The sequence below is a fragment of the Xenorhabdus eapokensis genome (assembly GCF_001908105.1).
In genome coordinates this window covers 72,062-98,461 of sequence record NZ_MKGQ01000006.1, presented here as the reverse complement: position 1 = coordinate 98,461, position 26,400 = coordinate 72,062, and the positions used below count along the sequence as shown (strand labels likewise).

21 protein-coding genes are annotated in these 26,400 nt (G+C 42.0%); 8 read left to right on the top strand and 13 right to left on the bottom strand.

What is annotated here, in order from left to right; all coding sequences use genetic code 11:
- The first annotated feature begins 36 nt into the window (after positions 1-36).
- Positions 37-717 carry a DNA mismatch repair endonuclease MutH gene (gene mutH / locus Xedl_RS41070; protein WP_074022990.1) on the top strand — a complete coding sequence of 227 codons (681 nt, stop codon included), beginning with the start codon at positions 37-39 and terminating at the stop codon, positions 715-717.
- Here mutH and Xedl_RS41065 read toward each other — a convergent pair.
- From Xedl_RS41065 to Xedl_RS41055, 3 genes are all read right to left on the bottom strand, one after another.
- On the bottom strand, positions 663-926 hold the full coding sequence (locus Xedl_RS41065; RefSeq protein ID WP_244149678.1) for a peptide deformylase: 264 nt from the start codon (positions 924-926) through the stop codon (positions 663-665). The genes mutH and Xedl_RS41065 overlap by 55 nt on opposite strands.
- 206 nt (positions 927-1,132) lie before the next feature.
- Positions 1,133-2,314, bottom strand: coding sequence for a trans-sulfuration enzyme family protein (locus tag Xedl_RS41060; RefSeq protein ID WP_074022989.1), 1,182 nt, complete (start codon positions 2,312-2,314; stop codon positions 1,133-1,135).
- Positions 2,315-2,334: 20 nt separating this feature from the next.
- Positions 2,335-3,705, bottom strand: a complete 1,371-nt coding sequence (locus Xedl_RS41055; protein WP_074022988.1) for a pyridoxal-phosphate dependent enzyme — start codon at positions 3,703-3,705, stop codon at positions 2,335-2,337.
- A gap of 382 nt (positions 3,706-4,087) precedes the next feature.
- Between Xedl_RS41055 and Xedl_RS41050 the strand changes: the two genes are divergently transcribed.
- A complete protein-coding gene (locus Xedl_RS41050; protein WP_074022987.1) occupies positions 4,088-4,960 on the top strand; it encodes a lipase family protein in 873 nt (290 codons plus the stop codon).
- Between the two features lie 35 nt (positions 4,961-4,995).
- Positions 4,996-5,451 (top strand): membrane-associated Zn-dependent protease 1, encoded by a 456-nt coding sequence (locus Xedl_RS41045; RefSeq protein ID WP_074022986.1) that lies wholly within the window; start codon positions 4,996-4,998, stop codon positions 5,449-5,451.
- Between the two features lie 212 nt (positions 5,452-5,663).
- Here Xedl_RS41045 and Xedl_RS41040 read toward each other — a convergent pair whose 3' ends face one another.
- From Xedl_RS41040 to galE, 4 genes are all read right to left on the bottom strand, one after another.
- Complete coding sequence (locus Xedl_RS41040) at positions 5,664-6,221, bottom strand: Ail/Lom family outer membrane beta-barrel protein (RefSeq protein WP_074022985.1); 558 nt, start codon at positions 6,219-6,221, stop codon at positions 5,664-5,666.
- Positions 6,222-6,565: 344 nt separating this feature from the next.
- On the bottom strand, positions 6,566-7,720 hold the full coding sequence (gene galK / locus Xedl_RS41035) for a galactokinase (protein WP_074022984.1): 1,155 nt from the start codon (positions 7,718-7,720) through the stop codon (positions 6,566-6,568).
- 34 nt (positions 7,721-7,754) lie between these two features.
- A complete protein-coding gene (locus Xedl_RS41030; protein ID WP_074022983.1) occupies positions 7,755-8,834 on the bottom strand; it encodes a UDP-glucose--hexose-1-phosphate uridylyltransferase in 1,080 nt (359 codons plus the stop codon).
- A gap of 64 nt (positions 8,835-8,898) precedes the next feature.
- Entirely contained in the window at positions 8,899-9,918 is a 1,020-nt protein-coding gene (gene galE, locus Xedl_RS41025) for a UDP-glucose 4-epimerase GalE (RefSeq protein ID WP_074022982.1), read from the bottom strand.
- A gap of 158 nt (positions 9,919-10,076) precedes the next feature.
- On the opposite strand from galE, the gene Xedl_RS41020 reads away from it, so the two are divergent.
- Positions 10,077-10,820, top strand: a complete 744-nt coding sequence (locus Xedl_RS41020) for a 4'-phosphopantetheinyl transferase family protein (RefSeq protein ID WP_244149677.1) — start codon at positions 10,077-10,079, stop codon at positions 10,818-10,820.
- A 102-nt stretch (positions 10,821-10,922) separates the two neighbouring features.
- Here Xedl_RS41020 and speB read toward each other — a convergent pair whose 3' ends face one another.
- A complete protein-coding gene (gene speB / locus Xedl_RS41015) occupies positions 10,923-11,849 on the bottom strand; it encodes an agmatinase (protein WP_074022980.1) in 927 nt (308 codons plus the stop codon).
- A 142-nt stretch (positions 11,850-11,991) separates the two neighbouring features.
- On the bottom strand, positions 11,992-13,896 hold the full coding sequence (gene speA / locus Xedl_RS41010) for a biosynthetic arginine decarboxylase (protein ID WP_074022979.1): 1,905 nt from the start codon (positions 13,894-13,896) through the stop codon (positions 11,992-11,994).
- A 661-nt stretch (positions 13,897-14,557) separates the two neighbouring features.
- Between speA and metK the strand changes: the two genes are divergently transcribed.
- The gene (gene metK, locus Xedl_RS41005; protein ID WP_074022978.1) at positions 14,558-15,712 is read left to right on the top strand and encodes a methionine adenosyltransferase; all 1,155 of its coding nucleotides are present in this window, start codon (positions 14,558-14,560) and stop codon (positions 15,710-15,712) included.
- A gap of 85 nt (positions 15,713-15,797) precedes the next feature.
- Here metK and Xedl_RS41000 read toward each other — a convergent pair whose 3' ends face one another.
- The gene (locus Xedl_RS41000) at positions 15,798-16,145 is read right to left on the bottom strand and encodes a DUF6694 family lipoprotein (protein WP_074022977.1); all 348 of its coding nucleotides are present in this window, start codon (positions 16,143-16,145) and stop codon (positions 15,798-15,800) included.
- Positions 16,146-16,696: 551 nt separating this feature from the next.
- Here Xedl_RS41000 and Xedl_RS40995 point away from each other — a divergent pair.
- The 3 genes from Xedl_RS40995 (at position 16,697) to Xedl_RS40985 (ending at position 21,335) form a co-directional block, all read left to right on the top strand.
- The gene (locus Xedl_RS40995) at positions 16,697-17,833 is read left to right on the top strand and encodes an ABC transporter substrate-binding protein (RefSeq protein ID WP_074022976.1); all 1,137 of its coding nucleotides are present in this window, start codon (positions 16,697-16,699) and stop codon (positions 17,831-17,833) included.
- Positions 17,834-18,170: 337 nt separating this feature from the next.
- Entirely contained in the window at positions 18,171-19,472 is a 1,302-nt protein-coding gene (locus tag Xedl_RS40990) for a dicarboxylate/amino acid:cation symporter (RefSeq protein ID WP_074022975.1), read from the top strand.
- Positions 19,473-19,850: 378 nt separating this feature from the next.
- Complete coding sequence (locus Xedl_RS40985) at positions 19,851-21,335, top strand: aldehyde dehydrogenase family protein (protein ID WP_074022974.1); 1,485 nt, start codon at positions 19,851-19,853, stop codon at positions 21,333-21,335.
- Between the two features lie 57 nt (positions 21,336-21,392).
- Here Xedl_RS40985 and Xedl_RS40980 read toward each other — a convergent pair whose 3' ends face one another.
- The 3 genes from Xedl_RS40980 to pyrG all read right to left on the bottom strand — a co-directional run bounded on the left by Xedl_RS40980 (position 21,393) and on the right by pyrG (position 26,199).
- Entirely contained in the window at positions 21,393-22,778 is a 1,386-nt protein-coding gene (locus tag Xedl_RS40980) for an SLC13 family permease (protein WP_074022973.1), read from the bottom strand.
- A 351-nt stretch (positions 22,779-23,129) separates the two neighbouring features.
- Entirely contained in the window at positions 23,130-24,431 is a 1,302-nt protein-coding gene (gene eno / locus Xedl_RS40975; RefSeq protein ID WP_074022972.1) for a phosphopyruvate hydratase, read from the bottom strand.
- Between the two features lie 130 nt (positions 24,432-24,561).
- The gene (gene pyrG / locus Xedl_RS40970; RefSeq protein ID WP_074022971.1) at positions 24,562-26,199 is read right to left on the bottom strand and encodes a glutamine hydrolyzing CTP synthase; all 1,638 of its coding nucleotides are present in this window, start codon (positions 26,197-26,199) and stop codon (positions 24,562-24,564) included.
- Positions 26,200-26,400: the final 201 nt, after the last annotated feature.

Genomic DNA, 26,400 nt, shown 5'->3' with positions numbered 1-26,400 from the left:
AACATTTTTTGACCAGTAAAAAATATACTCTATAACATGTACTTTACACCTCCGATACCACCTGAAAACGAACAACAACTATTCAATCGTGCCCATTCTTTGGCGGGCTTATCTATGGGTGAACTAGCTGCACTGGCCAAACTCTCCATTCCCCCCAATTTAAAACGCGATAAAGGTTGGGTTGGTATGTTGCTTGAATACTATTTAGGGGCAAGTGCGGGTAGTAAACCTGAACAAGATTTTGAACATATCGGTATCGAATTGAAAACTATCCCTGTGGATAGTAAAGGTTATCCATTAGAAACTACCTTTGTCTGTGTTGCTCCTTTAACCGGTAATAGCGGCATCACCTGGGAAAACTGCCACGTCAGGCGTAAATTATCCCGTGTCCTGTGGATACCCGTTGAGGGGGAAAGAAGTATTCCACTTTCTGAACGCCGTGTGGGTTCGCCGTTGCTGTGGAGCCCGAATGCGATTGAAGAAGAGTTGTTGAGACGCGATTGGGAAGAGCTTATGGATCTCATTGTATTAGGCAAAGTCGAGAGCATTACTGCCCGTCATGGTGAAGTGTTACAATTGCGCCCCAAAGCTGCCAATAGCCGAGCATTGACGGAAGCAACAGGAGAATACGGCCAACCAATTATGACGTTGCCCAGAGGTTTTTATTTGAAAAAAAACTTTACAGCGCCGTTATTAGCTCGCCATTTCTTTTTGTAAAAATCAAACTGAGTGTTGCCCACCCTGTCGATAAATATAATGCCATGTAAATGGTCAATTTCATGCTGCATAACAATTGACAGAAAATCTTCGCTTTCGATCGTCATTGGTTTACCAAACCGATCAAATGCTTCTATCTTCACTTTTTCAAATCGCTCGATATCTGCGTAATATCCCGGTATTGACAAACAGCCCTCCTGATCCGCCACTCCTTTTCATCATTAAAATCGCTTGCTTTGAAAAACTGAATTTTCCAATAAATTAGCAAACCAAATTTAGTAAAAATAACCACTAAAAATTAAATTAATATGCGTTAATGAAATAATAAAAAATGCCAACCGAAAAATCTCAATTGGCATAATGTTTGTGACAACCTAATTTTTGATTAGCTTAACTTTCTTATTTTATTTTCTTGTTATAAACTCGCATTTTCAAATGCCTGAGACAGATCCGCTATCAAATCATCTGCATTTTCAATACCGACAGAAATACGAAGCAGTTGTGGCGTAATTCCAGCGGCCAGACGCTTTTCCAGAGGAATAGAAGCATGGGTCATCGTAAATGGCTGGCCAATTAAACTTTCCACTCCCCCTAAACTTTCCGCCAATGTGAACAGTTGCAGTGCCTTAATAACCCGACGCGTATAGTCTTCATTTTCTTTCAGCACGATAGAGATCATGCCACCAAAACCCCGCATCTGACGCTTTGCCAATTCATGCTGTGGATGAGAAACAAGGCCAGGATAATACACTTTCTCAACTTGTGGTTGTTGTTCGAGCCAATGTGCAATCTTCTCTGCGCTGTCAATATGGCGCTCCATACGCAGCGCTAATGTCCGAATGCCACGCAGAACAAGGAAACTGCTGAACGGATCAAGAATGCCACCAATGGAATTTTGCAGGAAAGCAACTTGCTCGGCTAACTCTGCGTTATTGCCCACCACCGCAAGGCCAGCAACAACATCAGAATGACCATTCAGATACTTAGTTGCAGAGTGCACAACAATATCAAAACCCAAATCAAGCGGACGCTGAATATAAGGGGAAGCAAACGTGTTATCTGCCACGCTGATAATATTATGCCGCTTGGTAATTCGTGCAATCGCCGCTAAATCAGCCAATTTCAATAGTGGATTAGTAGGAGTTTCTACCCAAATCATTTTAGTATCAGGCTCAATTGCTGCTTCCAATGCCGCAGTATCCCCTGCTTCAATATAAGTCACTCTCAGACCCGTCGTCCGGCGCCGCACTTTTTCCAGTAGTCGGTAAGTCCCACCATAGAGATCGTCCACCGCAATGATATGGCTGTCTTTATCAAGTAGCTCCAGAATGGTCGAACTGGCTGCCAGACCAGAGCCAAAAGCATAACCACGTGTTCCATTCTCCAATTCTGCAATCGCACGCTCTAAGACATCACGCGTCGGGTTTCCACTACGGGAATATTCATATCCCGTGTGCTGACCAGGTGCAGGCTGAGCATAAGTTGATGTCGCATAGATGGCGGGCATCACAGCCCCCGTGTGATCAGGGACATAACCAGCATGAACGCTTTGTGTATCAAATTTAATCTTATTCTTAGTCTTATCAAATTTAGCCATTAATTTATTCCTGAAAGAGATCAATTGAGTTGTTGACGCCATGCGTTCAATACATCGGTACGAGTAACAAGCCCCAGGAAATGATTGTCATCATCAACAATCAGAGCCACATGACCAGCATCAAAGGTAGCAATTAACTGCGCCAATGACGCTTTTTTATTGAGTGTATGAACCTGATTGGTCATCGCTTCAGTAACAGGCAACGAGAAATGACGTGAATTGGCCTGAATCGTATGCATGAGATCCCATTCATCAATAAGCCCGACAACTTGATCATTCTCGATCACAGGTAACTGTGAAATGTCATACAGACGCATGCGGCTATAAGCGATCTGCAAGGTATCTTGCGGAGAAACCGAAACCGTCGCGCCATCCTGATAGCGATAAGTAATATAGTCGCTCAAATTATTTTCTTGTGGTTGTGAACGAAGCCCTTGTTCCAATAACCAGTAATCATTAAACATCTTCGACAGATATTTGTTACCACTGTCACAAGCTAACGTCACTACACGTTTTGGCGTTGTCTGTGCTCGACAATAACGTAGCGCCGCCGCTAACAATGTGCCTGAAGAAGAACCAGCCAGAATCCCTTCTGTCAGTAGTAAATCACGGGCGCAGGTAAACGCTTCTGCATCGGTAATCCGATAAGCATGGTGAACCTGAGAAAAATCCCCAAGAGGCGGGACAAAATCTTCTCCGATACCTTCCACAAACCAACTACCCGCTTCGTCATAGTGACCATGCTCAACATAATCGGCAAGAATAGAACCTTTAGGATCTGCGAGAACAAATTCCGTATGAGGGGAAACTTCCTTAAAATACTGGCTCAAGCCACCCAGAGTTCCGCCAGAGCCAACACCCACGACCATAGCATCGACATGCTGCTTCATCTGCTGCCAAATCTCCGGCCCCGTGGTAGCAAAATGCGCGGCTGAGTTTGCAGGATTATTGAATTGATCAATATAATAAGCCCCGCTGATTTCTTTCGACAGACGCAGAGCATAATCCTGGTAATATTCTGGATGCCCTTTGCCGACATCAGAGCGTGTCAGGCGGACATCGGTTCCCAGCGCTCGCAGGTGATAAATTTTTTCCCTGCTCATCTTATCAGGTACAACCAAAATGAGTTTATAGCCCTTCATGGCGGCAACCAACGCCAACCCAATTCCCGTATTACCTGCCGTGGCTTCAATGATAGTGCCCCCTGGCTTTAACCATCCCTGTTTTTCTGCCTGCTCAATCATTGAAAGTGCAACACGATCTTTAATCGACCCGCCAGGATTCTGATTTTCTAACTTAATGAATAGCTGGCATGGGCCTGTATCCAGATGCGTCAATTCCAATAGCGGTGTATTCCCTATAAGTTCAAGAACCGAACGTGGTGCTGCCATATTTGCCTCTTGATAATCGGTAAAATTTGCAAATAACACTTTCAGATTGGGAAAGGATAACGCTGCATAGCAATCAATTTGAAAGAACAAAAGAAAACTACATATAACCAAAGAGAATTAATTAATTCGATATTGATAAATTAAAACTTACTGCCAATTCATTTATTTATCATTTAATAATAAATAAACTCTAATAACAGTGAGTTATTGGAAATAAGCTCCTCACAATAATAATTTCATTGCAATCTAAATAAAATATCAATCAATCTGTATATTCCTTAATCCAGAAAATCCGATAAAATGGCATACACTTAAATTACATCAAATAAACATTTCAATAACTCATTTCCTCAACAACAAAGAACAAACAAAAGAGGCACCTATGTATACATACAGAGAGGCCGCCAATTTTGCGGCATTCGTGTTATATGCAGCGAAAATGAATGAACAGTACTACAATAACCCAACTCCCCCAGCCGATCCGCGCATTGAACAAGATGGATGGAGAGTTATCGCGTATCTTTCAGCCAATGATCTGTCTTTCTCAGTAACACCCAGAAAAGGTGAATTGCCCGATCATGTCTGTTTTGGCTATGTGGCAAAAAAAGTGACAGAAAAAAACCATTCTCCAAAGGAGCATATTATTGCTATACGTGGAACCGATCCCACCATTTTGCTAGAAAATGTCCATAATGGACTGATTAACTTTACATCACCGTGGACCCGTTTCCCCAAGATAGAAGTCAGTATGGGGTTTTTTAGCATCTATGACTCAATGAAGCTGATTACTATTGAGCCTGAATCTCACCGTGATTACAGCAATCTCAAATTAGCTGAAGCGATTAGCCAATTTCTAGGGATAAATAATCAATTCACGATAGTCGGTTACAGCCTTGGCGCAGCAATTGCATCCTATCTGATGTATGAAATTGGCCCTATAACCGCCGATCACTCGGCCTGTTTATTTGCCTGCCCAAGGCCAGGAAACGGAGAATTTTCCAAACACGTCACCCAAAACTTTAGCAATTTTGCAGTGTTCAACTATATCGATGATGTCATACCTCATCTGCCCCCTAAAATTCTGGGATATGCCTCATTGGACTATATCAACGAGTTTAAACCTCAAACCAATTTAGATATTTCAGATGGGCCGTTATGTAGCCACTATTTAATCGACTACATTGCCAGATTAGATTTAGATGTGTTCAAAAGAGTCACAAAATACGGTGATATTGATTCTTGTATTAATTTATAGTTGGGAACTCATCATCGACAAACAGGAGCATAAAGATGAAATGGCGTGGTTACACATACAGCGCAATATTAATGGCAGGCAGCCTGTTTTCCCCTGCATTATGGGCAAAAGGGGAAGCACATTTGTTATTCCATATGGGATTAGGAGCCAACGACAAATTCTTTGTAGGCGGCACACTGCAAAACAAAGGCGACCAACCTGTGGCAGGGGGCTATCTGGCTGTTTTACCCCTTAATGCTAAATGTGAACCAGGTACGCTGACAGTGTATTCATTTGAACCCTTGGCATCGGGGGAGAAAAAAGAATTTCGTATCCCAATAAATACTCCGCTAAACAGTTATCGTTTAATTGGTTTTGGTGCCTATGATGATATGGGATTTCCTCTTCCCGCCATAGATGAAACAGCAAAAATCATTCAAGAGCGCGAATCCAGTGAGCGCAAAGCATGTCAATCAGCCCGGAAATCTGCATCTGCCAATAAATCTATATAGCCAACTCATCTCAATGATGGTTTATCAAAAATCAAAAATAAACCATCATGAAAAGCAGAAAAACTACATTTTTATTGTCGCTAGAAGATTTGCGGGAAAGTAAAAGCAGGGAAAGCGATATGCTTAATATAGTGATAAGTTCCGTCGGGTGAACGGAACTTAATTAAGGCAAAGGGTTAGCTAAAAAACCAATATTTGGTTAGTAAGCTAAATTAAAAACGATAACCAACGCCAAGTACCCATGTACCCAGATTAATACTATCTAATTTAGTGTATTCATATGATGCATCAATTGCCACATTCGGCAATGGATTAAATTGCACACCTGCGCCATAAGCTACTGCTGTTTTGGTATCATCATTAAAAGATAGGATGCTATTGTATTTGCTAATTCTAATATGCTCAGTGTTTGACGCTTTACCCACTCCTGCACCAATTAAAGCATAAGCACTTATATATTCATTAAAACGATATGATGGTCCAATTGTTATAGAATTATAATCAAGGCTTCCTCCATGATAGCCAAGTGGATCGTCATAACTAGTGTTATAACCTGTATGGGTGAATGAACTAATTAAGCCAAATTGCTCATTGAACTCATAACGATATTTAACGTTAAAACCTTTTAAGCTTGTTTTTAAGTTATTGTTTTCAATGTTAATTTTGCTCTGCGCATATCCCGCAGAAATAGTATGCTCACCAGCATTAGCTGCCAATGAGGTAATGGATAATCCAGCTACAATTGCGGAAATTAAAAATGTCTTCTTCATTATTATTAATCCATAGTGATAATAAACCTGCGATAATATATACAAGCCAATATATGAACACAATCGAAACATTCTTTAAAAGTGATCCAACCACTAACAAATGACTATTTTTATTAAATAATCAATAAGTTATTGTCTTTCACTTTACACCGTGTGAAGAAACTCATCCCACGATTTATTTATTTTTACCATTACATTGAAAATAATCAGTCACTTAGACATAAAATCACTAAAAATTTATCGCGTGATTTTTCTATCCTATTGATCCGTAACAATGCAAATCCATCCCAACCTTTTCCCCACAGTCTGTAAAGCCGTGACAGTCAGTTCAGGATATCTTTTACTTATTCCAGTTGGCTTACACCTTTTGTGGCCTGACAAAGATAGATATCCGCTTTTAAACCTGTTTTAGCCTTGTATTGTTGCTCAATCGCCCTTTCGACATTTTTCACCAAATCAGGAAGAACCAACGCCACCACACAACCACCAAAACCCCCCCCTGTCATACGGACGCCGCCGTGATCGCCAATCACATCTTTAACAATCGCCACCAGCACATCTATTTCACGGACAGTAATGTCAAAATCATCACGCATGGAAATATGAGATGCAGCCATAAGCTGACCAAGGAGAAATAAATCACCAGCATTTAAAGCATCAGCCGCCAATTTAGTCCGCAAATTTTCACTGATCACATGGCGAGCCCGTTTGGCGAGCAATGTATCGAGTAACGTTTGATTAGCATTGAAATCCTCAAGAGTGATATCACGCAATGTTTTCACTCCCAACAAATGAGCGGCTTCTTCACATTGCTGTCTGCGTAGGTTGTATTCGCTATCCACCAGGCCACGCTGTTTATTAGAATTGATTATCATCACAACCACTTGATCAGGCATACGTATAGATTGTGTTGTCAACGTGAGGCAATCGATCAACAAGGCGTGATTCTCTTCCCCACAAGCAGAGATTAACTGATCCATAATGCCAGAATTGCAACCGACAAATTGGTTTTCTGCTTGCTGCCCGCTCAATGCAATCATTTTGGGGCTAATATCGAGTTGATAAAGCGACTTAATGGTTTGCCCAACCACGACTTCCAATGACGCAGATGAACTCAAACCCGCACCTTGTGGAATATTGCCACTAATGGCGAGATCCATACCACCAAACGCATAACCACTCTCCACCAAAGAGTTCACCACACCACGGATGTAATTCGCCCACATTTTTTCTGGCTGAAAGAGAATGGGCTGGCAAAGATCAAACTCATCACACTGATTATGATAATCAACAGCTATCACTCTGACACGCATATCCCCACGCTTAGCGGCGGCAACTACTGTCTGGAAATTAATCGCACAAGGCAAGACAAAACCACTGTTGTAATCCGTATGCTCACCGATAAGATTCACCCGCCCCGGTGCCTGAAAAAAATGCGTTGGAGAATAATTAAAGCACGCCTCAAAAGATTTAGTGACGTTTTGGATTAAAGTTTTCATCTCTTTTTCCTCCAGAAACGTTTCCTCGTGAAAATCAGCGTAGCTTAAAATGAATGTCGCTGACATCCCGTAACCGTTGGGCGGCCTGTTCTGGCGTTAAATCACGCTGAGCTGCCGCCAACATCTCATAACCCACCATAAACTTACGGACGCTGGATGAACGTAATAACGGCGGGTAAAACAGTGCATGTAATTGCCAGTGATCAATATTGTGTTTGTGTGATATGGCATTGTCATCGCATTGATGCTCGAAGAAAGGAGCAAAATGCCAGCCCATTGAATAGGGAAAAGCACACTGAAACAGATTATCATAGCGACTGGTCAATTTTTTCATCGCCACTGCCAGGTCATCACGTTGTGCTTCCGTCAGTTCACTCATGCGGCGGATAGGATTTTTCGGCACTAGCATCGTTTCAAACGGCCATACCGCCCAATAGGGCACAACCGCAAGCCAATATTCAGTTTCCACTACCGTACGGGCGCCATCTTTGCGCTCAGCTTCGAGATAATCCACCAATAAACTAGTTCCTTGCTGACAATAATATTGCCGCAATAGTTCATCTTTACGTGCCAGCTCATCAGGCAGGAAATCACTGGCCCAAATCTGGCCATGAGGATGGGGTTGAGAACATCCCATCATTTCTCCTTTATTCTCAAAAACCTGAATCCAAATATAACGCTGGCTCAACTCCTCAATCTGCGCATTCCATGTATCAATAACACGACGGATTTGACTCAACGACAGTTCCGGCAATGTTTTGCTGTGATCAGGAGAAAAACAGAGAACCCGACAAACGCCACTCACTGGCTCAATTTTAAATAATGGGTTATCGGTAGGACTAATATCAAACCGCTCCGGTAGCAAGGCAGAATAATCATTCTGGAATATATAAACGTCCTGATAATCTGAATTACTATTACCTGAAGCACGGGTATTATTCGGGCATAAAAAACAGTGTTCATCATAACTTGGCAAGGCAACGTGAAGTGGTTTTTCATCAATTCCACTCCACGGTCGTTCAGTTCGGTGCGGTGAAACAATAATCCATTTACCCGTCAAAGGGTTATATCGCCTATGTGGACAATCAACAAAATTGAATCGCAACTTTGACATCTTGGATACCCCCTTGCTTTCACCACACACCCCTTACAGAAAACCAAACATTTTTTGCTGTTTCTTACTTCGCTTTGTAGCCATTGGGATTTTGAGACTGCCAACGCCAGGCATCAGCGGTCATTTCCACGATAGTTCGGTTTGCTTTCCAGCCTAGTTCTCGCTCGGCTTTCTCCGAGCTTGACCAACATTCTGCAATATCTCCCGAACGACGTGGACAAATTTCATAAGGAACGGGTTTGCCGCAAGCATGACTAAAAGCGTCCACCATTTCCAGCACGCTGGTACCTCTTCCGGTACCCAAATTGTAGATATGCAGTCCCGCTTTCTTACCAACCGCATTTAGGGCAGCGATATGCCCGTCAGCCAAATCCATAACATGGATATAATCGCGCACTCCAGTGCCGTCGGTTGTTGGATAATCATTTCCATACACAGACAATTTTTCCCGACGGCCTACCGCAACCTGGGCAATATAAGGCATCAAATTGTTGGGAATTCCCTGAGGATCTTCTCCCATTGTGCCAGAAGGATGAGCACCAACTGGATTGAAGTAACGCAACAGCACCACAGACCAATCATTTTCTGCATGATGGAGATCAGACAAGCAGCGTTCAACCATATATTTACTGGTGCCATAAGGGTTAGTTGTATTGCCTACCGCAGACTGTTCAGTAATAGGCACAACATCCGGATCACCATATACCGTTGCAGATGAGCTGAAGATAATGCTTTTTACACCCGCTTTACGCATGCTACGCACCAGCACCAGCGTTCCATTGACATTATTGTCATAATATTCGATAGGTTTAGCGACAGATTCACCCACCGCTTTCAAACCTGCAAAATGAATCACTGCCTGAATTTGATGACGGGAAAAAATAGCATCAAGGAAGGATTCATCACGAATATCCCCTTCATAAAACAGTGGCTGTACGCCAGTCAATGCTTCAACACGAGCCAGAACTTCACGATTGGCATTGCACAGGTTATCGATGATGATCGGCGTCATTCCCGCTTCAATCATTTGAACACAAGTATGGCTACCAATATATCCCATTCCACCTGTCACTAATATTTCCACAATAACCTCTTTTCAAAAATGATAATAACGACGAGTATAAAAAGAGTTATCACGTTAGTGAACTAAAATTAAGATATGGCAAAATCAGATCATAAACATTTTTAATTGATCTGCTCTCTAATAATCGCAGCCAATAATAAAAAACCATGATGAAAAAAATGACTTTTACTTCTATCCTTACCTTTGCTCAAACCGCTACCATAAATGATCCTTTTTTTACAGATATACAAGCCGGTGTGCTGTCAGAACATGCCGACCTGCAAGTTATAAAAACGTATTTTGATCTGTCTTACTATCGGGATGCGCTATTTAACGAATGTAGCATTACCTACCCAAGCCAGTTACAAAATGCAGTACATAAACGACGTGCGGAATATCTGGCTGCTCGTTATTGCACTCAACAAGTTTTAAATCGTTTGGGTTATCCTGGTTTTCAGGTAACCAATGCCCCAGATCGCTCCCCAATCTGGCCTGGCAACATTTGTGGCTCGATTTCTCATTCCACCAACTGTGCCATTGCCTTTGCGGCTTCTTGCAATAACTACCGAATAATAGGCGTAGATATCGAGCAAGAGATTAAACCAGATACCATCAAAAGTGTTTCATCGAGCATCATCAATGATAATGAAGTGAAATTACTGACAGAATGCTCATTACCTTTTACACAGGTATTTACTCTTGCGTTCTCCGTCAAGGAGAGTCTGTTTAAGGCACTTTATCCCCACGTAAAACGCTTCTTTGATTTCCATGCGGCTGAAATTACGTCAATTGATTGCAGAGATTACGCTATAAGCATAAAACTACTGCAAACATTATCTGATGAGTATCGAGCTGGCTCGCAATTCCACGGAAATTTTGCCTTAATGCCGCAGCAGCAAGTGTTGACGTACATTGTGCAGTGATGGAACATTGAGCTATTTTATGAAAGAAAGAGCATAAAAACAGATTGAATTACAGGCTCACCTTTAAATGAGCCTTTAAAAACAACTGACAAGATTAATGCATTACAGATCTTTCTTCGATGCCTGCAAATACAGCAACTCCAGTCCAATTGTTGCGGCGGCCAATGCCGTAATTTCAGATTGGTCATAAGCCGGTGCCACTTCCACCACATCCATTCCAACGATATTCAATGGTTGTAAGGCGCGCACTATTTTCAAGGCGCGATCTGACGTCAATCCACCCATCACTGGCGTTCCTGTACCGGGTGCAAATGCCGGATCGAGGCAATCAATATCGAACGTCAGATAAATCGGCAAGTCACCAACCACCGTTTTAATCTGCTCAACAATGTCATCAACACCGCGATCATTAACCTGACCTGCATCTAATACAGTAAAACCATTATCTGCATCGTGTTCAGTGCGAATACCTATTTGTACTGAGTGGTGAGGATCTATCAACCCTTCATTTGGCGCATGGTAAAACATCGTACCATGATCAAATTGACTGCCATTTGCATAAGTATCTGTATGGGCATCAAAATGGATCAGCGCCATCTTACCAAAGTATTTTGCATGAGCTCGTAGCAGTGGCAAAGTAACAAAGTGATCACCGCCAAAAGACAGCATACGCTTACCCGATGCCAGTACCTTTTCAGCATGTGCCTGCAACTTATCACTCATATCCTGGGCATCACCGAAATTAAAGACCAGATCCCCGCAATCCACCACATTCAGGTGCTTGCGTAAGCTAAAGTTCCACGGCCAACGGCAGCTTTCCCACGCCAGATTAGTCGATACCTGACGAATAGCGGCTGGCCCATGACGGCTGCCCGCACGTCCCGATGTTGCCATATCAAAAGGAACACCGGTAATTACCCATTCCGCATCACTGGAATAGGGTTGAAAATTCAATGGAAAACGCAAGAATCCGAAGGCATTTGAAACCAAAGAGTTATCAATTTGGTTTCCTAAGGCGCTAACACTCATGATATATCCTCAAAAGTCCTATGCTGGCTCATTACCCGTCTCCAATATTGGCAGTAACAAGTAACACAGAGGCTTATTTACACTATTATACAAAACACATGACCAAGAATGACTATTAATGCAGTTCAATGACTAACCAGGATTACTCGTCTTCCAAATAAGTGTAGCCATACAGGCCACTTTCAAACTCTTGCAAGAATTGTTCCCGTAAATTTTCATTCAGATCGGCCGATTTCACTTGATCACGGAAACGAGTCAATAATACCTGCGGCTCCAGTTTGACATATTGAAGCATATTGGCGACCGAATCACCTTCCTCACTCTGCTTATAAGTCACTGCGCCATTTTCTGAAACATAAACATCAATAGCCGCCGTATCACCAAACAAGTTATGCATGTTACCCAAAATTTCCTGATAGGCTCCGACCATAAAGAAACCAATCAATGGCGGGTTTTCTGGATCATAAGCTGGCATTGGCATCGTTGTCGCCACACCATCGCCATCAACATAGTGATCAATCGTACCATCAGAATCGCAGGTAATATCCAGCAGAACAGCACGACGATCCAGCGGCTTATCCAGACCTTCAATCGGCAAAACAGGGAAAAGTTGATCAATCCCCCACGCATCTGGCATTGACTGGAACAGCGAGAAATTCACATAGAATTTATCGGCCATGCGTTCCTGTAATTCATCAATAATCGGACGATGGGCACGGTTGCTTGGGTCAAGATCTTGCTGAATATGGCGACAAATATTTAAATACAGTTCTTCCGCCCATGCTCGTTCTGACAGATCCAACATACCGTGAGCATACTGAGTATGGACGTCATGCAGATCAAACTGGCTGTCATGCAGCCATTCACGCAGGGAACGGCGGCTACTGTCGGATTGCATCTCCTGCCAGGTTTCCCACAAACTAGTCAGGGGACGCGTCGCATCTTCTGCCGGTGGCGTTGTTTGAGTAAACTCATTGTGCTCCACCCCAATCACATTGGAGACCAAAACCGTATGATGAGCGGTCAATGCACGGCCAGATTCCGTAATCACGGTTGGGTGAGGCAGGCCATGTTCTTCACACGCATCACCAATCCCCCAAATAACGTTGTTCGCGTATTCATTTAAACCGTAGTTAACCGAGCATTCTGATTGAGAGCGTGTCCCTTCATAATCGACACCTAAACCCCCACCCACATCAAAGCACTGGATCTTGACACCCAGTTTAGATAACTCGACATAAAAACGAGCAGATTCACGCACTCCCGTCGCCACATCGCGGATATTTGCCAATTGGGAACCCAAATGGAAATGCAGCAATTGCAAGCTATCCAACCGCCCTGCTGAACGCAACCTTTCAACTAATTGCAATACCTGCGCAGCAGCCAAACCAAACTTAGATTTTTCACCGCCACTGGCCTGCCACTTGCCAGAACCCTGGGATGCCAAACGAGCACGAACGCCCAAGCGCGGGATAACATTCAGGCGCTTGGCTTCTTCCAGTACCATCTCAATTTCAGACATCTTCTCGATAACCAGATACACCTTGTGTCCCAGCTTTTCACCGATCAACGCCAGACGGACATATTCGCGATCCTTATAGCCATTACAAACAATCACAGTTCCCGTCATGCCTGCATGAGCCAGCACTGCCATTAATTCCGCTTTGGAACCGGCTTCTAATCCAATCGGTTCATCAGCATTTGCCAATGTCTCAATAACGCGGCGGTGCTGATTGACCTTAATCGGGTAAACAAGGAAGTAATCTCCTTGATACCCATAAGATTCACGGGCACGTTTAAATGCGGCATTAATCGAACGCAAGCGATGTTGCAAAATCTGGGGAAAACAAAACAATGCCGGCAAACGCAACTGTTCTTTTTCTTCCTGAACTTTCTTCACCAGAGTGGCGAGTTCAACTTGAGCTCCCGGTAAGTCAGGGTTTGGGCAAACACTGACATTACCCAGATCATTGACATAGTAATAGCCACCACCCCAGTATGCGATGTTATAGGTCTGTTGCATTTTGCGAGCGATATTATCATTCATGGCAGTCTCCTTCATGGAGTTGAGGTTTGCCTTCACCTGTAAAGTCAATAACCCAAGACACTATTTATCGTGCGTATCTTGCGCATTAAAAAATGTCAGGGAACAGCATGCTCTTAGATTATAGGAACGTTTAGAGAGTACTAAACAACATATTTACTGCGTGACTATATAATGATGCCAACCCAATTTATCTGCGGCTTAGCCACGGGTAACATCGAAAGACCTGCGTATATAAAAGGAAGGGACAAGATGTGAATATATCAATGGTATAATGTGGCTGTTGGCCGTTAACATTCAGCAGATAATGGATCATAACCCCATTCACCTCCACATGGCTTACTACCGCAAGCCGTTTCTCAATTGAGAAGCAGGATACGCATATATCTCCTGCAAACGCCTGTAACGCCAAGTTCCACGTGCAAAAAATGACTTGTGTTACGCGCGCAGTTTATACCTGTAATCCAGTAAAATTGCAAAACGAAATTTATCTAAACGGGGAATGAACACCTCCATACTTTTTGGATAAATGTCACACACTGGCAGGTAATTAAAACTAAAAAAACTGGTAACCTTAGTAAGAGTGACTTAGAATAGCCGTCTAGACGGTAATACATCCCAATCCGCCCTTAAACCAAGATTATATTTAAGGTAATAAAATATAATGACTACACATCTTTTTACTTCTGAATCTGTTTCAGAAGGGCATCCAGACAAAATTGCTGATCAGATTTCCGATGCCGTCCTTGATGCAATTTTAAAACAGGATCCTAAAGCTCGCGTAGCCTGCGAAACTTACGTTAAAACAGGCATGGTCATGGTTGGTGGTGAAATCACTACCAGCGCTTGGGTTGATATAGAAGAAATTACTCGCAGTACAGTACGTGAAATCGGCTATACCAGCTCAGATATGGGGTTTGATGCCAACTCATGTGCGGTTATCAGTGCCATTGGTAAACAATCCCCTGATATCAACCAGGGGGTTGATCGTACAGATCCTCTGGAGCAAGGCGCAGGAGATCAGGGGCTGATGTTTGGTTATGCGACCAACGAAACTGATGTTCTCATGCCAGCACCTATCACTTATGCACACCGTTTGGTTGAGCGTCAGGCTGAAGTTCGTAAAAATGGCACCCTGCCGTGGTTGCGCCCTGATGCAAAAAGTCAGGTCACTTTCCAGTATGAGAATGGCAAAATTATTGGTATTGATGCAGTTGTCCTTTCAACCCAGCATAGTGAAGATATTGATCAAAAAGCACTGCATGAAGCCGTGATGGAAGAGATCATCAAACCTGTATTGCCTACCGAATGGCTTACTCCGATGACCAAATATTTCATCAATCCAACAGGTCGCTTTGTGATCGGTGGGCCAATGGGTGACTGTGGTCTGACTGGACGTAAAATCATTGTTGACACCTACGGTGGTATGGCTCGTCACGGTGGTGGCGCATTTTCTGGTAAAGATCCCTCCAAAGTTGACCGTTCGGCAGCCTATGCAGCGCGTTACGTTGCCAAAAACATCGTTGCAGCAGGCCTGGCTGATCGTTGTGAAATCCAAGTCTCTTACGCCATCGGTGTTGCAGAGCCAACCTCTATCATGGTGGAAACGTTCGGTACAGAGAAAGTGCCAACTTCCACATTGATTCAACTAGTGCGTGAATTTTTTGATCTGCGCCCTTACGGCCTGATTAAGATGCTGAATCTGTTACAACCTATTTATCGCGATACCGCGGCTTACGGTCATTTCGGTCGTGAACAATTCCCGTGGGAAGCCACAGATAAAGCTGAAATTCTGCGTTCTGCGGCAGGATTGAAATAAATTTTTTACTAGTCTACGAAGCCCGCAAATACTGCGGGTTTTTTTATGATCAAAAGTACCTTTATTATGGAAATGAAATATATACTCATTTTTTGTTTATGTTTGCCGCTTTAATTTTCTCTGCTTCTTCAATGATTTGATCGGCTGTTTTCCCATGAAGAGATTGAAAAAATTTCTGTTCCAACTTTTGTATATCTGCATGTTTGATATTTCCATTCTTGTTATCCTTAAACAGATCATCAAAGTCGATACTATTGCTCATAACAATATTTAATGAGTCATCAAATTGTAATCTTTTATCTTCTGGTAAAGTATCTCTGATCTTCTCAATGGATGTTTTCACAGCGATTTCATTTATTCCATCAATTTTGAGTTGATTATCACATCCAGCTAATGCAAATCCCAACAAACAAATAATGAACAATTTTTTCATGATCAACCCCGCCTATTACCAATAAAGTAATAATAGCAAGAATGGCAACATATAAATCATTTTAAGGAAAATATTTATTATTAAATCAGAAATGTTTATAACTTGATTATTGATTTCTTCAGGTTATTAATGTGTATGTGGTTTCTAATAATCAACGTATTATCGAATGCATTTTCCCCTTGTTGTCAAAATCCCCACCAAATTGTTAAAATAATGTAACACGAAAATAACTTCACCAGACGGTTATACCAGCAACTGAAAAGATCGAAGGTAGTTTTACCTTAATGGATTGTCATTAAAGTAAAAATTTATAAGTAACTATTTTTATCTCAGTAAAAATGTAAAAAGGGTTGATTAGCCTGAATAACAACCATTATCATCTACTTTGCATCGGAAAAATAACAGAAACCCCACTGCGCTCACTTTGTGAATAAATATATTTGAAATCCATAAGATTAAAAATATAAATGAAACGAAAATTAATGATAAGTAATTTAGCCATATCTATACATTGATATCTCTTATATAACTTCAAATAATGAGGAAAAGTAATGTTTAATATACATTATCCCATAAAATGTTTTCTGTCCGCGTTATTCATATTACTCCCCATATATGCTCAAGCAGAAAAAATGACCGTTAAAGATATTATGGGGCGTGAAGTAACAATCAACGTACCTGTTAAACGCGCTATGTTAGCAGATAGCCGAATGGTTATTGCCCTGAATATTTTGCATCCCTCTGAACCATTGAAAGGTATTGTTGCGTGGGATAATGCATTGGAGAAAAAATCTCCTGACCTCGCGACAGCCTATGAAAAGAAATTCCCTCAACTAAGGAAAATTCCGGTTTTCCCTAATCCCTATACCAGTGATTTCAATGTCGAAAAAGCCATGATGTATAAGCCTGATCTGGTTATTTTCGATATTGGTTTGAAATCCAAATTGGATAGCAGTAATACGATTAACGTGTTGGAAAAAATAGGAGTTCCTGTCATTTTCATCGATTTCCGTCAACATCCTCTATCCAATACAGTTCCCAGCATGAGATTGTTAGGGCAGGTTTTCCAACAAGAAGAAAATGCCAATAAATTCATTCAGTTTTATGAAAATCGTCTGTCCATCATTAATAAACGTATCGCGGCATTATCTATTAAGCACATTCCCAGCGTCTTTATTGAGCGCCATGCCGGTATGTTAGGTGATGACGATTGTTGTAATACCTTTGCCACCAATAGTTTCGGAGAGTTTGTTACTGCCGCAGGTGGTGAGAATATGGGAAGCAAATGGTTTTCTGGTATGGGAGGCAAAATTAATGAAGAACAATTATTGGCGACCAATCCCGATTATTATCTGATGACAGTAGCAGATTGGGATACAATTCATTCAAACAGTCAATCTGTTCCTTTAGGTTATACCGGAGAGCTGGCAACATCGCAGAAACGTTTTCAAAAGCTGCTCGCGCGCGCCAAGCTAAAGATTTTAAAATCGTATCGTGAAAAACATGTTATGGCGATTTATCATCAATACTATGATACTCCATTCAATATTATTGCTGTAGAAGCCATTGCAAAATGGTTACATCCCGATCTTTTCAAAGATATTGATCCTCACGCAGACAATATTTATGTTCACCAAACCTTTACCGCATTAGATGGTAGTGGTGTTTTCTGGGTAACCGCAAAATAACTCCTCTTCTGAATCAAACCCACTCGTCTTTTGCGTGGGGAGATAACTATAAAATTATAAAAAAATACAGTTTTATACTGGTTTCTTATATAATGTTTTTTATTTTTTAACAATAAATGATTGGATTTACGCTCTCGCTACTTGTTCACAACAAAAAATCAGAGTAATTTTAACATTAATCTTATCATTCCAATAATACCTTCCATAATAATGAGAATCCATCTCATTATTATGGAAGACGTTACTATTTTCTAAACAAAAGGAAACGTTAAATTAATTAATAAAAAACAAAGCATTAATATCAATATTAACACTATGGATAAGAAACAGGAATCCTATGTCTACGACTCTAAAGAAGAAACCTTTATACCAAATACTCTATGTTCAAGTTATATTCGCCATTTTGCTGGGTATCGCCCTTGGTCATTTTTATCCTGATATTGGAACATCATTAAAACCATTAGGTGATGCATTCATTAAAATTGTGAAAATGATTATTGCACCGGTTATCTTTTTGACGGTAGTCACAGGGATAGCTGGAATGAATAATATAAAAAAGGTTGGAAATGTTGCAGCAAAATCAATGTTATATTTTTTAACATTTTCAACACTTGCATTAGTTATTGGGTTAATTATCGCCAATATTGTCCGCCCCGGCGATGGCTTAAATATCTCTCCTGATTCGTTAGACAGCAGCAAGGTTATTGGTTATGTGGAGAAAGCCCATGAATCATCCATTGTTGACTTTCTGATGAATATCATCCCTGAAACCGTTGTCAGCCCACTTGTGAATGGCAATATTCTTCAGGTTCTGTTTATTTCAGTTATTTTTGGTATCGCTTTAGCCGCTATAGGGAAAAAAGGGGAACCTGTTTTAGAATTTTTACAACACCTCTCAGAACCTATCTTTAAAATGGTAGGAATTTTAATGAAATTAGCACCAATTGGTGCATTTGGAGCAATGTCTTTTACCATAGGCAAATATGGTATTTCATCGATCGGCAATTTGATGATGTTAATTGTCACTTTTTATATTACATCATTGCTTTTTGTTCTTATTATATTGGGAGCAGTTGCTAAATATAATGGATTCTCTATTATTCAATTAATAAAATACATTAAAGACGAATTATTGTTGGTTTTAGGAACCTCATCCTCAGAGGCAGCATTACCTGGACTAATGAAGAAAATGGAAAATCTGGGTTGTGAGAAATCGGTTGTTGGTTTAGTTATTCCAACAGGTTACTCATTTAATCTTGATGGTACTAATATTTACATGACGATGGCAGCGTTGTTTATTGCCCAGGCAACCAACATTGAATTAAGTCTATATGAGCAAATTTCTTTATTATTAGTTGCAATGATAAGTTCAAAAGGCGCGGCAGGTGTGACAGGGGCAGGTTTTATTACGCTCGCTGCGACCTTATCTGTTGTTCCCAGCGTCCCCGTAGCAGGCATGGCGCTTATTTTGGGCATTGACAGATTTATGTCTGAATGCCGTGCATTAACAAATTTAGTTGGCAATGCTTGTGCCAGCATTGTTGTAGCCCGCTGGGAAAATGCTTTAGATAAAGAAAAAATGAATCAAATATTAAATGGTGATATGCAAAATTCAGTAGAAAAAATGCTAAATAAATAAGTTATATCACCTACAGTAAATAATAAAAATTTATATCCCCCAGCTATAAATGGGGGGTATGCCTTCACCCAAAACACCAAAAAATAAAAAATTCAGTTGAAAGATTCAATATAAATAAAAATTACAAAAAATATCTCATGGAAAATTATAATATATAACACACCGTTATTAATTTTAAGACAGATATCCCACCGGAAAAAGAAATCATATGCAATAAAGCAATTTTCCACGTTGTTATATTAACCATTAATATTTATATTTATTGATAGAGATCTTTTATATTTAAGTTCAATTTTGATAAAAATTAAGAATTAGTCTAATAATAAATTAGGCGTATTTTCCCTAACATACCAAAAACCAAAGTATTCGGAGAATATAATGAAAAAGTTACATGATATCGAAAAAGAATTTTTACCTTGTAAATCTTATCAGATGCTGATTAATGGCGAATGGGTTGATAGCGTTGCAAAAAATACAATGCAAAGCTACAACCCTGCAACAGGTGAATTGCTGACAGAATATGCTGCTGGGAATACAGAAGATGTTGAACTTGCCGTCAAAGCGGCCCAAAAAGCGCTGCCAGCCTGGCGCAAAACATCCGCGGCTGAAAGGCAATCTTTATTACTGAAAATCGCCGACTTACTGGAAGCCGAAGCTGAACGCTTTATTGTCCTTGAAACATTAGATGGTGGTAAAACTCAGGCTCTGTGTCGGCATTTCGATATCCCTTTTTCTGTTGATCATTTCCGCTATTTTGCCGGCGTTATTCGCGCTCATTCTGATACTACTGATGTCATCGATAATGACACACTAAGCTTAGTCATCAGAGAACCAATGGGTGTAATCGGACAAATTATTCCCTGGAATTTCCCGTTATTGATGGCTGCCTGGAAACTCGCACCTGCCCTTGCTGCCGGTAATACTATTGTTATCAATCCTGCAAGTCTGACCCCAATCACTCTGCTTGAGCTGGGGCGTATTATGAATCAGGTTCTGCCTGCGGGCGTTGTCAATATTGTTACAGGACGTGGCTCAGTGGTAGGCCAGGCAATCCTCGACCATAATGGTATTAACAAGGTCGCCTTTACCGGCTCGACAGAAGTCGGTTACAACGTTGCCGCAGCAGCGGCGAAAAGGCTCATTCCAGCAACGTTGGAATTAGGGGGTAAATCGGCCAACATCGTTTTCCCCGATGCCAATATGAAAAAGGCAATCAAATATGCAGCCAATGCAATTTTGCTGAACCAAGGGCAAGCCTGTGAATCCGGTGCCCGCCTGTTCCTGCATAAAGATATTCATGATGAATTTCTGAATTCACTGAAAACCGTGTTTGAATCCATCAAAGTGGGCGATCCTATGTTGGCAGAAACAGAAATGGGCTGCCAGGTCAGTGAAGAACAGATGAACACTATTTTAGGTTACATCGATCTGGCAAAACAGGAAGGTGCAACCATTTTGACTGGTGGAAAACGCATAACCGGAACAGGATATGATGATGGATTCTTTATCCAGCCGACAATCCTGACCAATGTCACCAATAAGATGCGGGTGGCACAGGAAGAAATTTTCGGGCCTGTGCTATGCGTTATTCCATTCAGCAACGAAGAAGAAGTCATCGAAATGGCTAATGATTCCGAATATGGCCTGGCAGGTGCTGTATGGACGCAGGATATTAACCGTGCCCTGCGCATCGCCAAAGCAATAAAAACAGGCCGTATGTGGATTAATACCTATCACGAATTGCCCGCCCATGCGCCTTTCGGCGGCTATAAAAAATCAGGGCTTGGACGCGAAACCCACAAAATGATGCTAGATGCTTACACAGAAGTAAAAAATATCTATATCAGCACCAAAGAGGATTAACATAATCGCCACCTGCAAAGGTGGCGTTTTCGATCATAGCTTATTTAACAGAGGGAATTACAACCAGAAGAACCAGGCAACCACAGAAATAATAGCAATACATACCACATTCAGCACTATGCCTACCCTAACCATTTCAATTTGTTTGATATAACCAGAGCCATAAACAATCGCGTTAGGTGGTGTTGCTACAGGTAACATAAATGCACAGGATGCGCCAATACCAATTATCAGGGTCAAAACCACGACCGGCATTCCCAGCGCTTCTGCAACTGTGGCAAAAATAGGTACAAGGAGTGCTGCGCTTGCAGTATTACTTGTAAATTCTGTCAGGAAGATAATAAATGCAGCAATCGCAACGATGATGACAAACCAAGAGCTGGTGCCGAAAGTCGCCGCCATGCCATTTGCCATAACTTCACTGGCACCAGAATTTTTTAAGACGGCACTCAATGTCAGGCCACCACCGAACAGCATCAACACACCCCATTCGGTGTTATTCTGAATCTGTGACCATGTTGATACACCAGTGATACCAATCAGGATGGCTGCGCTCACGGCAATAATCGTATCCAAATCTTTGACACCACCCAACGCATCACTAATGAATGAACTGAAAATCCAGCACACTACGGTTAACAGGAAAATCCCCATAGCAATAACACGTTTGCCATTCCATTCCAGATGCTCCAATTCCAGATCAAATTTGTGATTCAAATTTGGCCGCAGCATGATATACATCACTCCCACCATAACAGGCAGGAGAATAATGACCATTGGCACGCCGTATTTCATCCATGTAAAGAAATCCATACCCAATTGTGCAGCCGCGATAGCATTGGGTGGACTACCGACCAACGTCCCCAGGCCACCAATACTGGCGCTGTATGCAACACCAAGCAGCACAAAAACAAAAGTATTGCGCTCAGTACGTACATCCAGATTAGCCAGAATGCCAAGAATGAGTGGTAACATCATGGCAGCAGTTGCGGTGTTACTTATCCACATAGAAAGCAGAGCAGTAATACCAAATATCAGCAATACCGCCACAGATAAACGACCACGAGCAATCATCAGCAAGCGGTTAGCTATCAATCTGTCCAGGCCTTGGATATGCAGCGCCGTTGCCAGTGCAAAGCCACCGAAGAACAAAAAGATTATTGGATTTGCAAAAGATTTCAGTGCATCACCGGTATTCATCAATCCCAGACCAACCGCCAGAATAGGAATACACAGAGCTGTAATGGTGACATGAATGGCTTCTGTTAACCATAACACGCCAACAAATACCATTAATGCCAAGCCTGCATTTGCTTTTTCACCATAGGGTAAAAACTTAAGTAATGTCACAAGCAAAATGATGTCCAGCGCGAGAATAATTAAACCTCTTTTATTTGAGGGTGTAGGCCCAATCGCTGGTGTTAAAGATTCAGAAGCGTCCATGAAGACTCCATAAACAATGAAACATAACTTTGTAATGTAAAAAGAATAATTGATGAATCATTGCCACAAATGTTAAGGAATTACATTACATGTGAAATAATAAGGAGTATTAGCAAAGAAGAAAATACGGGTTGTATAATTTTGGGATCTGCTACGCGGGATTTGTCTGGTTACCGCATTATTGTTCAAAAAAAGAACTAAATTTCTGTTGTCATATCACACTTTCGTCCTGTAATAAGATAAGTAACCAGTATGAAAAATAAAATTTTCTTTCAATAAAAAGGCGAAAGAGAATATCCTCTTTCGCCAAAACATAAAAAATATTTATTTTTTAGCAGGAAAAACCGACAATTATGCCTGGCCTTTCACTTCTTTCAGACCGTTGAAAGGTGCACGATTACCCAGTGCTTCTTCGATACGGATCAACTGGTTGTATTTAGCAACGCGGTCAGAACGGCTCATAGAACCCGTTTTGATTTGACCTGCCGCAGTACCAACAGCCAGATCAGCAATCGTTGCATCTTCAGTTTCACCAGAACGGTGAGAGATGACCGCGGTGTAACCTGCCTCTTTTGCCATCTTGATTGCAGCCAGAGTTTCAGTCAAAGAACCGATCTGGTTGAACTTGATCAGGATGGAGTTTGCGATACCTTTTTCGATACCTTCTTTCAGGATCTTGGTGTTAGTTACGAACAGATCGTCGCCAACCAACTGGATTTTGTCACCCAATACTTTAGTCTGGTAAGCAAAACCTTCCCAATCAGATTCGTTCAGGCCATCTTCGATGGAAACGATTGGGTATTCTTTGGTCAGTCCTTCCAGATAGTGGGTGAACTCCTGAGAGGTGAAAGTTTTACCTTCGCCTTTCAGTTCATAGTTGCCCGTTTCTTCGTTATAGAATTCCGAAGCTGCACAGTCCATCGCCAGAGTAATGTCTTTACCCAGTACGTAACCCGCTTTCTCAACCGCTTCTTTGATTGCTGCCAGCGCTGCTGCGTTAGATTCCAGGTTTGGCGCATAGCCACCTTCATCACCCACCGCAGTATTCATACCTTTGGCTTTCAGCACTTTTGCCAGATTGTGGAATACTTCAGAACCCATACGTACAGCTTCTTTCAGCGTGCTTGCGCCAACTGGCTGGATCATGAATTCTTGGATATCGACGTTGTTATCTGCATGTTCACCACCGTTGATGATGTTCATCATTGGCAGAGGCATGGAGAATTTACCTGGAGTACCGTTCAACTCGGCGATGTGCTCGTATAGAGGCATACCTTTCGCGGCAGCGGCTGCTTTGGCGTTCGCGAGAGAAACAGCCAAAATCGCGTTAGCACCGAAGTTAGACTTGTTTTCAGTACCATCCAGCTCGATCATGATTTTGTCGATGTTAGTCTGATCTTTCGCATCCTGACCGATCAGAGCCTGTGCAATCGGGCCGTTAACCGCAGAAACTGCTTTCAGTACACCTTTACCCATAAAACGAGATTTATCGCCATCACGCAGTTCCAGCGCTTCACGAGAACCGGTTGATGCACCTGATGGCGCAGCAGCCAAGCCGACAAAGCCCCCTTCCAGGTGTACTTCTGCTTCTACCGTTGGGTTACCACGGGAGTCGATGATTTCACGGCCAAGCACTTTAACGATTTTGGACATTAGGTTTTCCTCAGTACAAGTTAAATTCAGGACAATAGATTGAAACTAAAAGCCATTCTCTTAAAAGCTGCTATCTTAAAACTATGACTTCAACAGTAATTTGCTTAATATCAATCCATTGCCCCATATCTTATTTCAACTGGTCTTTCTGATACTTGCCAGCAGCTTCGACGAAGCCAGCAAATAACGGATGACCATCGCGAGGCGTTGAAGTGAATTCTGGGTGGAACTGGCACGCCACGAACCACGGATGTGCGGGGTTCTCGATGATTTCCACCAATTTGTTGTCGATTGAACGGCCAGCAATACGCAAGCCTGCATCTTCAATACGTTTCAACAGTAAATTATTCACTTCATAACGATGGCGATGACGCTCAACGATGTCATTCTGACCATAAAGTTTATGTACCAGACTGTTTTCAGTCAGATGGCACAATTGGCCACCAACGCGCATCGTTCCGCCGAGATCGCTCCCTTCGCTACGTACTTCTACGTTGCCGTTCTCATCGCGCCATTCGGTGATCAGAGCAACAACCGGTAACTTACATTCAGGATCGAATTCAGTCGAGTTGGCCTCAACCATTCCCGCAACATTGCGAGCGAATTCAATCAGAGCCACCTGCATACCCAAGCAAATGCCCAAATATGGGATCTTGTTTTCACGTGCATAACGTGCGGTCATGATCTTGCCTTCAATACCACGGCCGCCGAAGCCACCTGGTACCAGAATCGCATCCAGACCTTTCAATACGTCAACACCACGCGTTTCAACATCCTGCGAATCGATCAGCTTGATGTTGACCGTCAGGCGATTTTTCAGCCCGCCGTGTTTCAGTGCTTCAATCACTGATTTATACGCATCTGGCAATTCAACGTATTTGCCCACCATCCCAATGGTAACTTCACCCGATGGATTGGCTTCTTCATAAATGACCTGTTCCCATTCAGACAGATCCGCTTCTGGGCATTCGAGGCTGAATCGTTTACAAATATAATCATCTAAGCCCTGAGATTTCAAGAGGGCTGGAATTTTATAAATGGAATCAACATCTTTTAAAGAGATAACCGCTTTCTCTGGTACGTTACAGAAAAGCGCAATTTTTGCCCGCTCATTGGCAGGAACGATGCGATCAGAACGGCAGATCAATACGTCCGGCTGAATACCAATTGACAGTAATTCTTTCACGGAATGCTGGGTCGGCTTAGTTTTCACTTCGCCCGCAGCGGCCATATAAGGCACCAGAGTCAGGTGCATGAACAGCGTATTTTCACGGCCTACTTCCACCGCCATCTGACGAATGGCTTCAAGGAATGGCAGGGATTCGATATCACCGACAGTCCCCCCGATTTCCACCAACACAACATCATGGCCTTCTGCACCACGGATGATGCGGTCTTTGATTTCATTGGTGATGTGAGGAATAACCTGAATGGTTGCACCCAAATAATCGCCACGGCGTTCTTTGCGCAGCACTTCAGAATAGACACGACCTGTCGTGAAGTTATTGCGGCGTGTCATTTTGGTTCGGATGAAACGTTCGTAATGACCTAAATCAAGATCAGTTTCAGCGCCATCTTCGGTAACGAAAACTTCCCCGTGTTGGGTTGGGCTCATTGTGCCTGGATCGACGTTGATATACGGGTCCAGTTTCATAATGGTGACATTGAGTCCACGGGCTTCGAGTATAGCCGCCAAAGAGGCTGCGGCAATGCCTTTACCCAGAGAGGATACGACCCCGCCGGTCACAAAAATATAATTAGTTTTCATGCTGAACCTGAAAGTTTAGGTTTAAAAGGATGATGAATATAACAGGACGGGAAAGCAGTATACCCTAACCTTAATTTCGCTACAAACCATCTAAATGGGATGAGGTGCCACATAAACAGTAACATCACGAAACAAATACCCTATTTTCCATTTAAATTCATTAAGTTAATGATGTGAAATTTTTTCACCCAGTTCAGATGA

Bases quoted from the DNA above. Each gene is read 5' to 3' on its own strand.
- mutH (WP_074022990.1), top strand. From the start codon at position 37: ATGTACTTTACACCTCCGATACCACCTGAAAACGAACAACAACTATTC.
- Xedl_RS41060 (WP_074022989.1), bottom strand. From the start codon at position 2,314: ATGGCTAAATTTGATAAGACTAAGAATAAGATTAAATTTGATACACAA.
- Xedl_RS41055 (WP_074022988.1), bottom strand. From the start codon at position 3,705: ATGGCAGCACCACGTTCGGTTCTTGAACTTATAGGGAATACACCGCTA.
- Xedl_RS41050 (WP_074022987.1), top strand. From the start codon at position 4,088: ATGTATACATACAGAGAGGCCGCCAATTTTGCGGCATTCGTGTTATAT.
- Xedl_RS41045 (WP_074022986.1), top strand. From the start codon at position 4,996: ATGAAATGGCGTGGTTACACATACAGCGCAATATTAATGGCAGGCAGC.
- Xedl_RS41040 (WP_074022985.1), bottom strand. From the start codon at position 6,221: ATGAAGAAGACATTTTTAATTTCCGCAATTGTAGCTGGATTATCCATT.
- galK (WP_074022984.1), bottom strand. From the start codon at position 7,720: ATGAAAACTTTAATCCAAAACGTCACTAAATCTTTTGAGGCGTGCTTT.
- Xedl_RS41030 (WP_074022983.1), bottom strand. From the start codon at position 8,834: ATGTCAAAGTTGCGATTCAATTTTGTTGATTGTCCACATAGGCGATAT.
- Xedl_RS41020 (WP_244149677.1), top strand. From the start codon at position 10,077: ATGACTTTTACTTCTATCCTTACCTTTGCTCAAACCGCTACCATAAAT.
- speB (WP_074022980.1), bottom strand. From the start codon at position 11,849: ATGAGTGTTAGCGCCTTAGGAAACCAAATTGATAACTCTTTGGTTTCA.
- speA (WP_074022979.1), bottom strand. From the start codon at position 13,896: ATGAATGATAATATCGCTCGCAAAATGCAACAGACCTATAACATCGCA.
- metK (WP_074022978.1), top strand. From the start codon at position 14,558: ATGACTACACATCTTTTTACTTCTGAATCTGTTTCAGAAGGGCATCCA.
- Xedl_RS41000 (WP_074022977.1), bottom strand. From the start codon at position 16,145: ATGAAAAAATTGTTCATTATTTGTTTGTTGGGATTTGCATTAGCTGGA.
- Xedl_RS40995 (WP_074022976.1), top strand. From the start codon at position 16,697: ATGTTTAATATACATTATCCCATAAAATGTTTTCTGTCCGCGTTATTC.
- Xedl_RS40990 (WP_074022975.1), top strand. From the start codon at position 18,171: ATGTCTACGACTCTAAAGAAGAAACCTTTATACCAAATACTCTATGTT.
- Xedl_RS40985 (WP_074022974.1), top strand. From the start codon at position 19,851: ATGAAAAAGTTACATGATATCGAAAAAGAATTTTTACCTTGTAAATCT.
- Xedl_RS40980 (WP_074022973.1), bottom strand. From the start codon at position 22,778: ATGGACGCTTCTGAATCTTTAACACCAGCGATTGGGCCTACACCCTCA.
- eno (WP_074022972.1), bottom strand. From the start codon at position 24,431: ATGTCCAAAATCGTTAAAGTGCTTGGCCGTGAAATCATCGACTCCCGT.
- pyrG (WP_074022971.1), bottom strand. From the start codon at position 26,199: ATGAAAACTAATTATATTTTTGTGACCGGCGGGGTCGTATCCTCTCTG.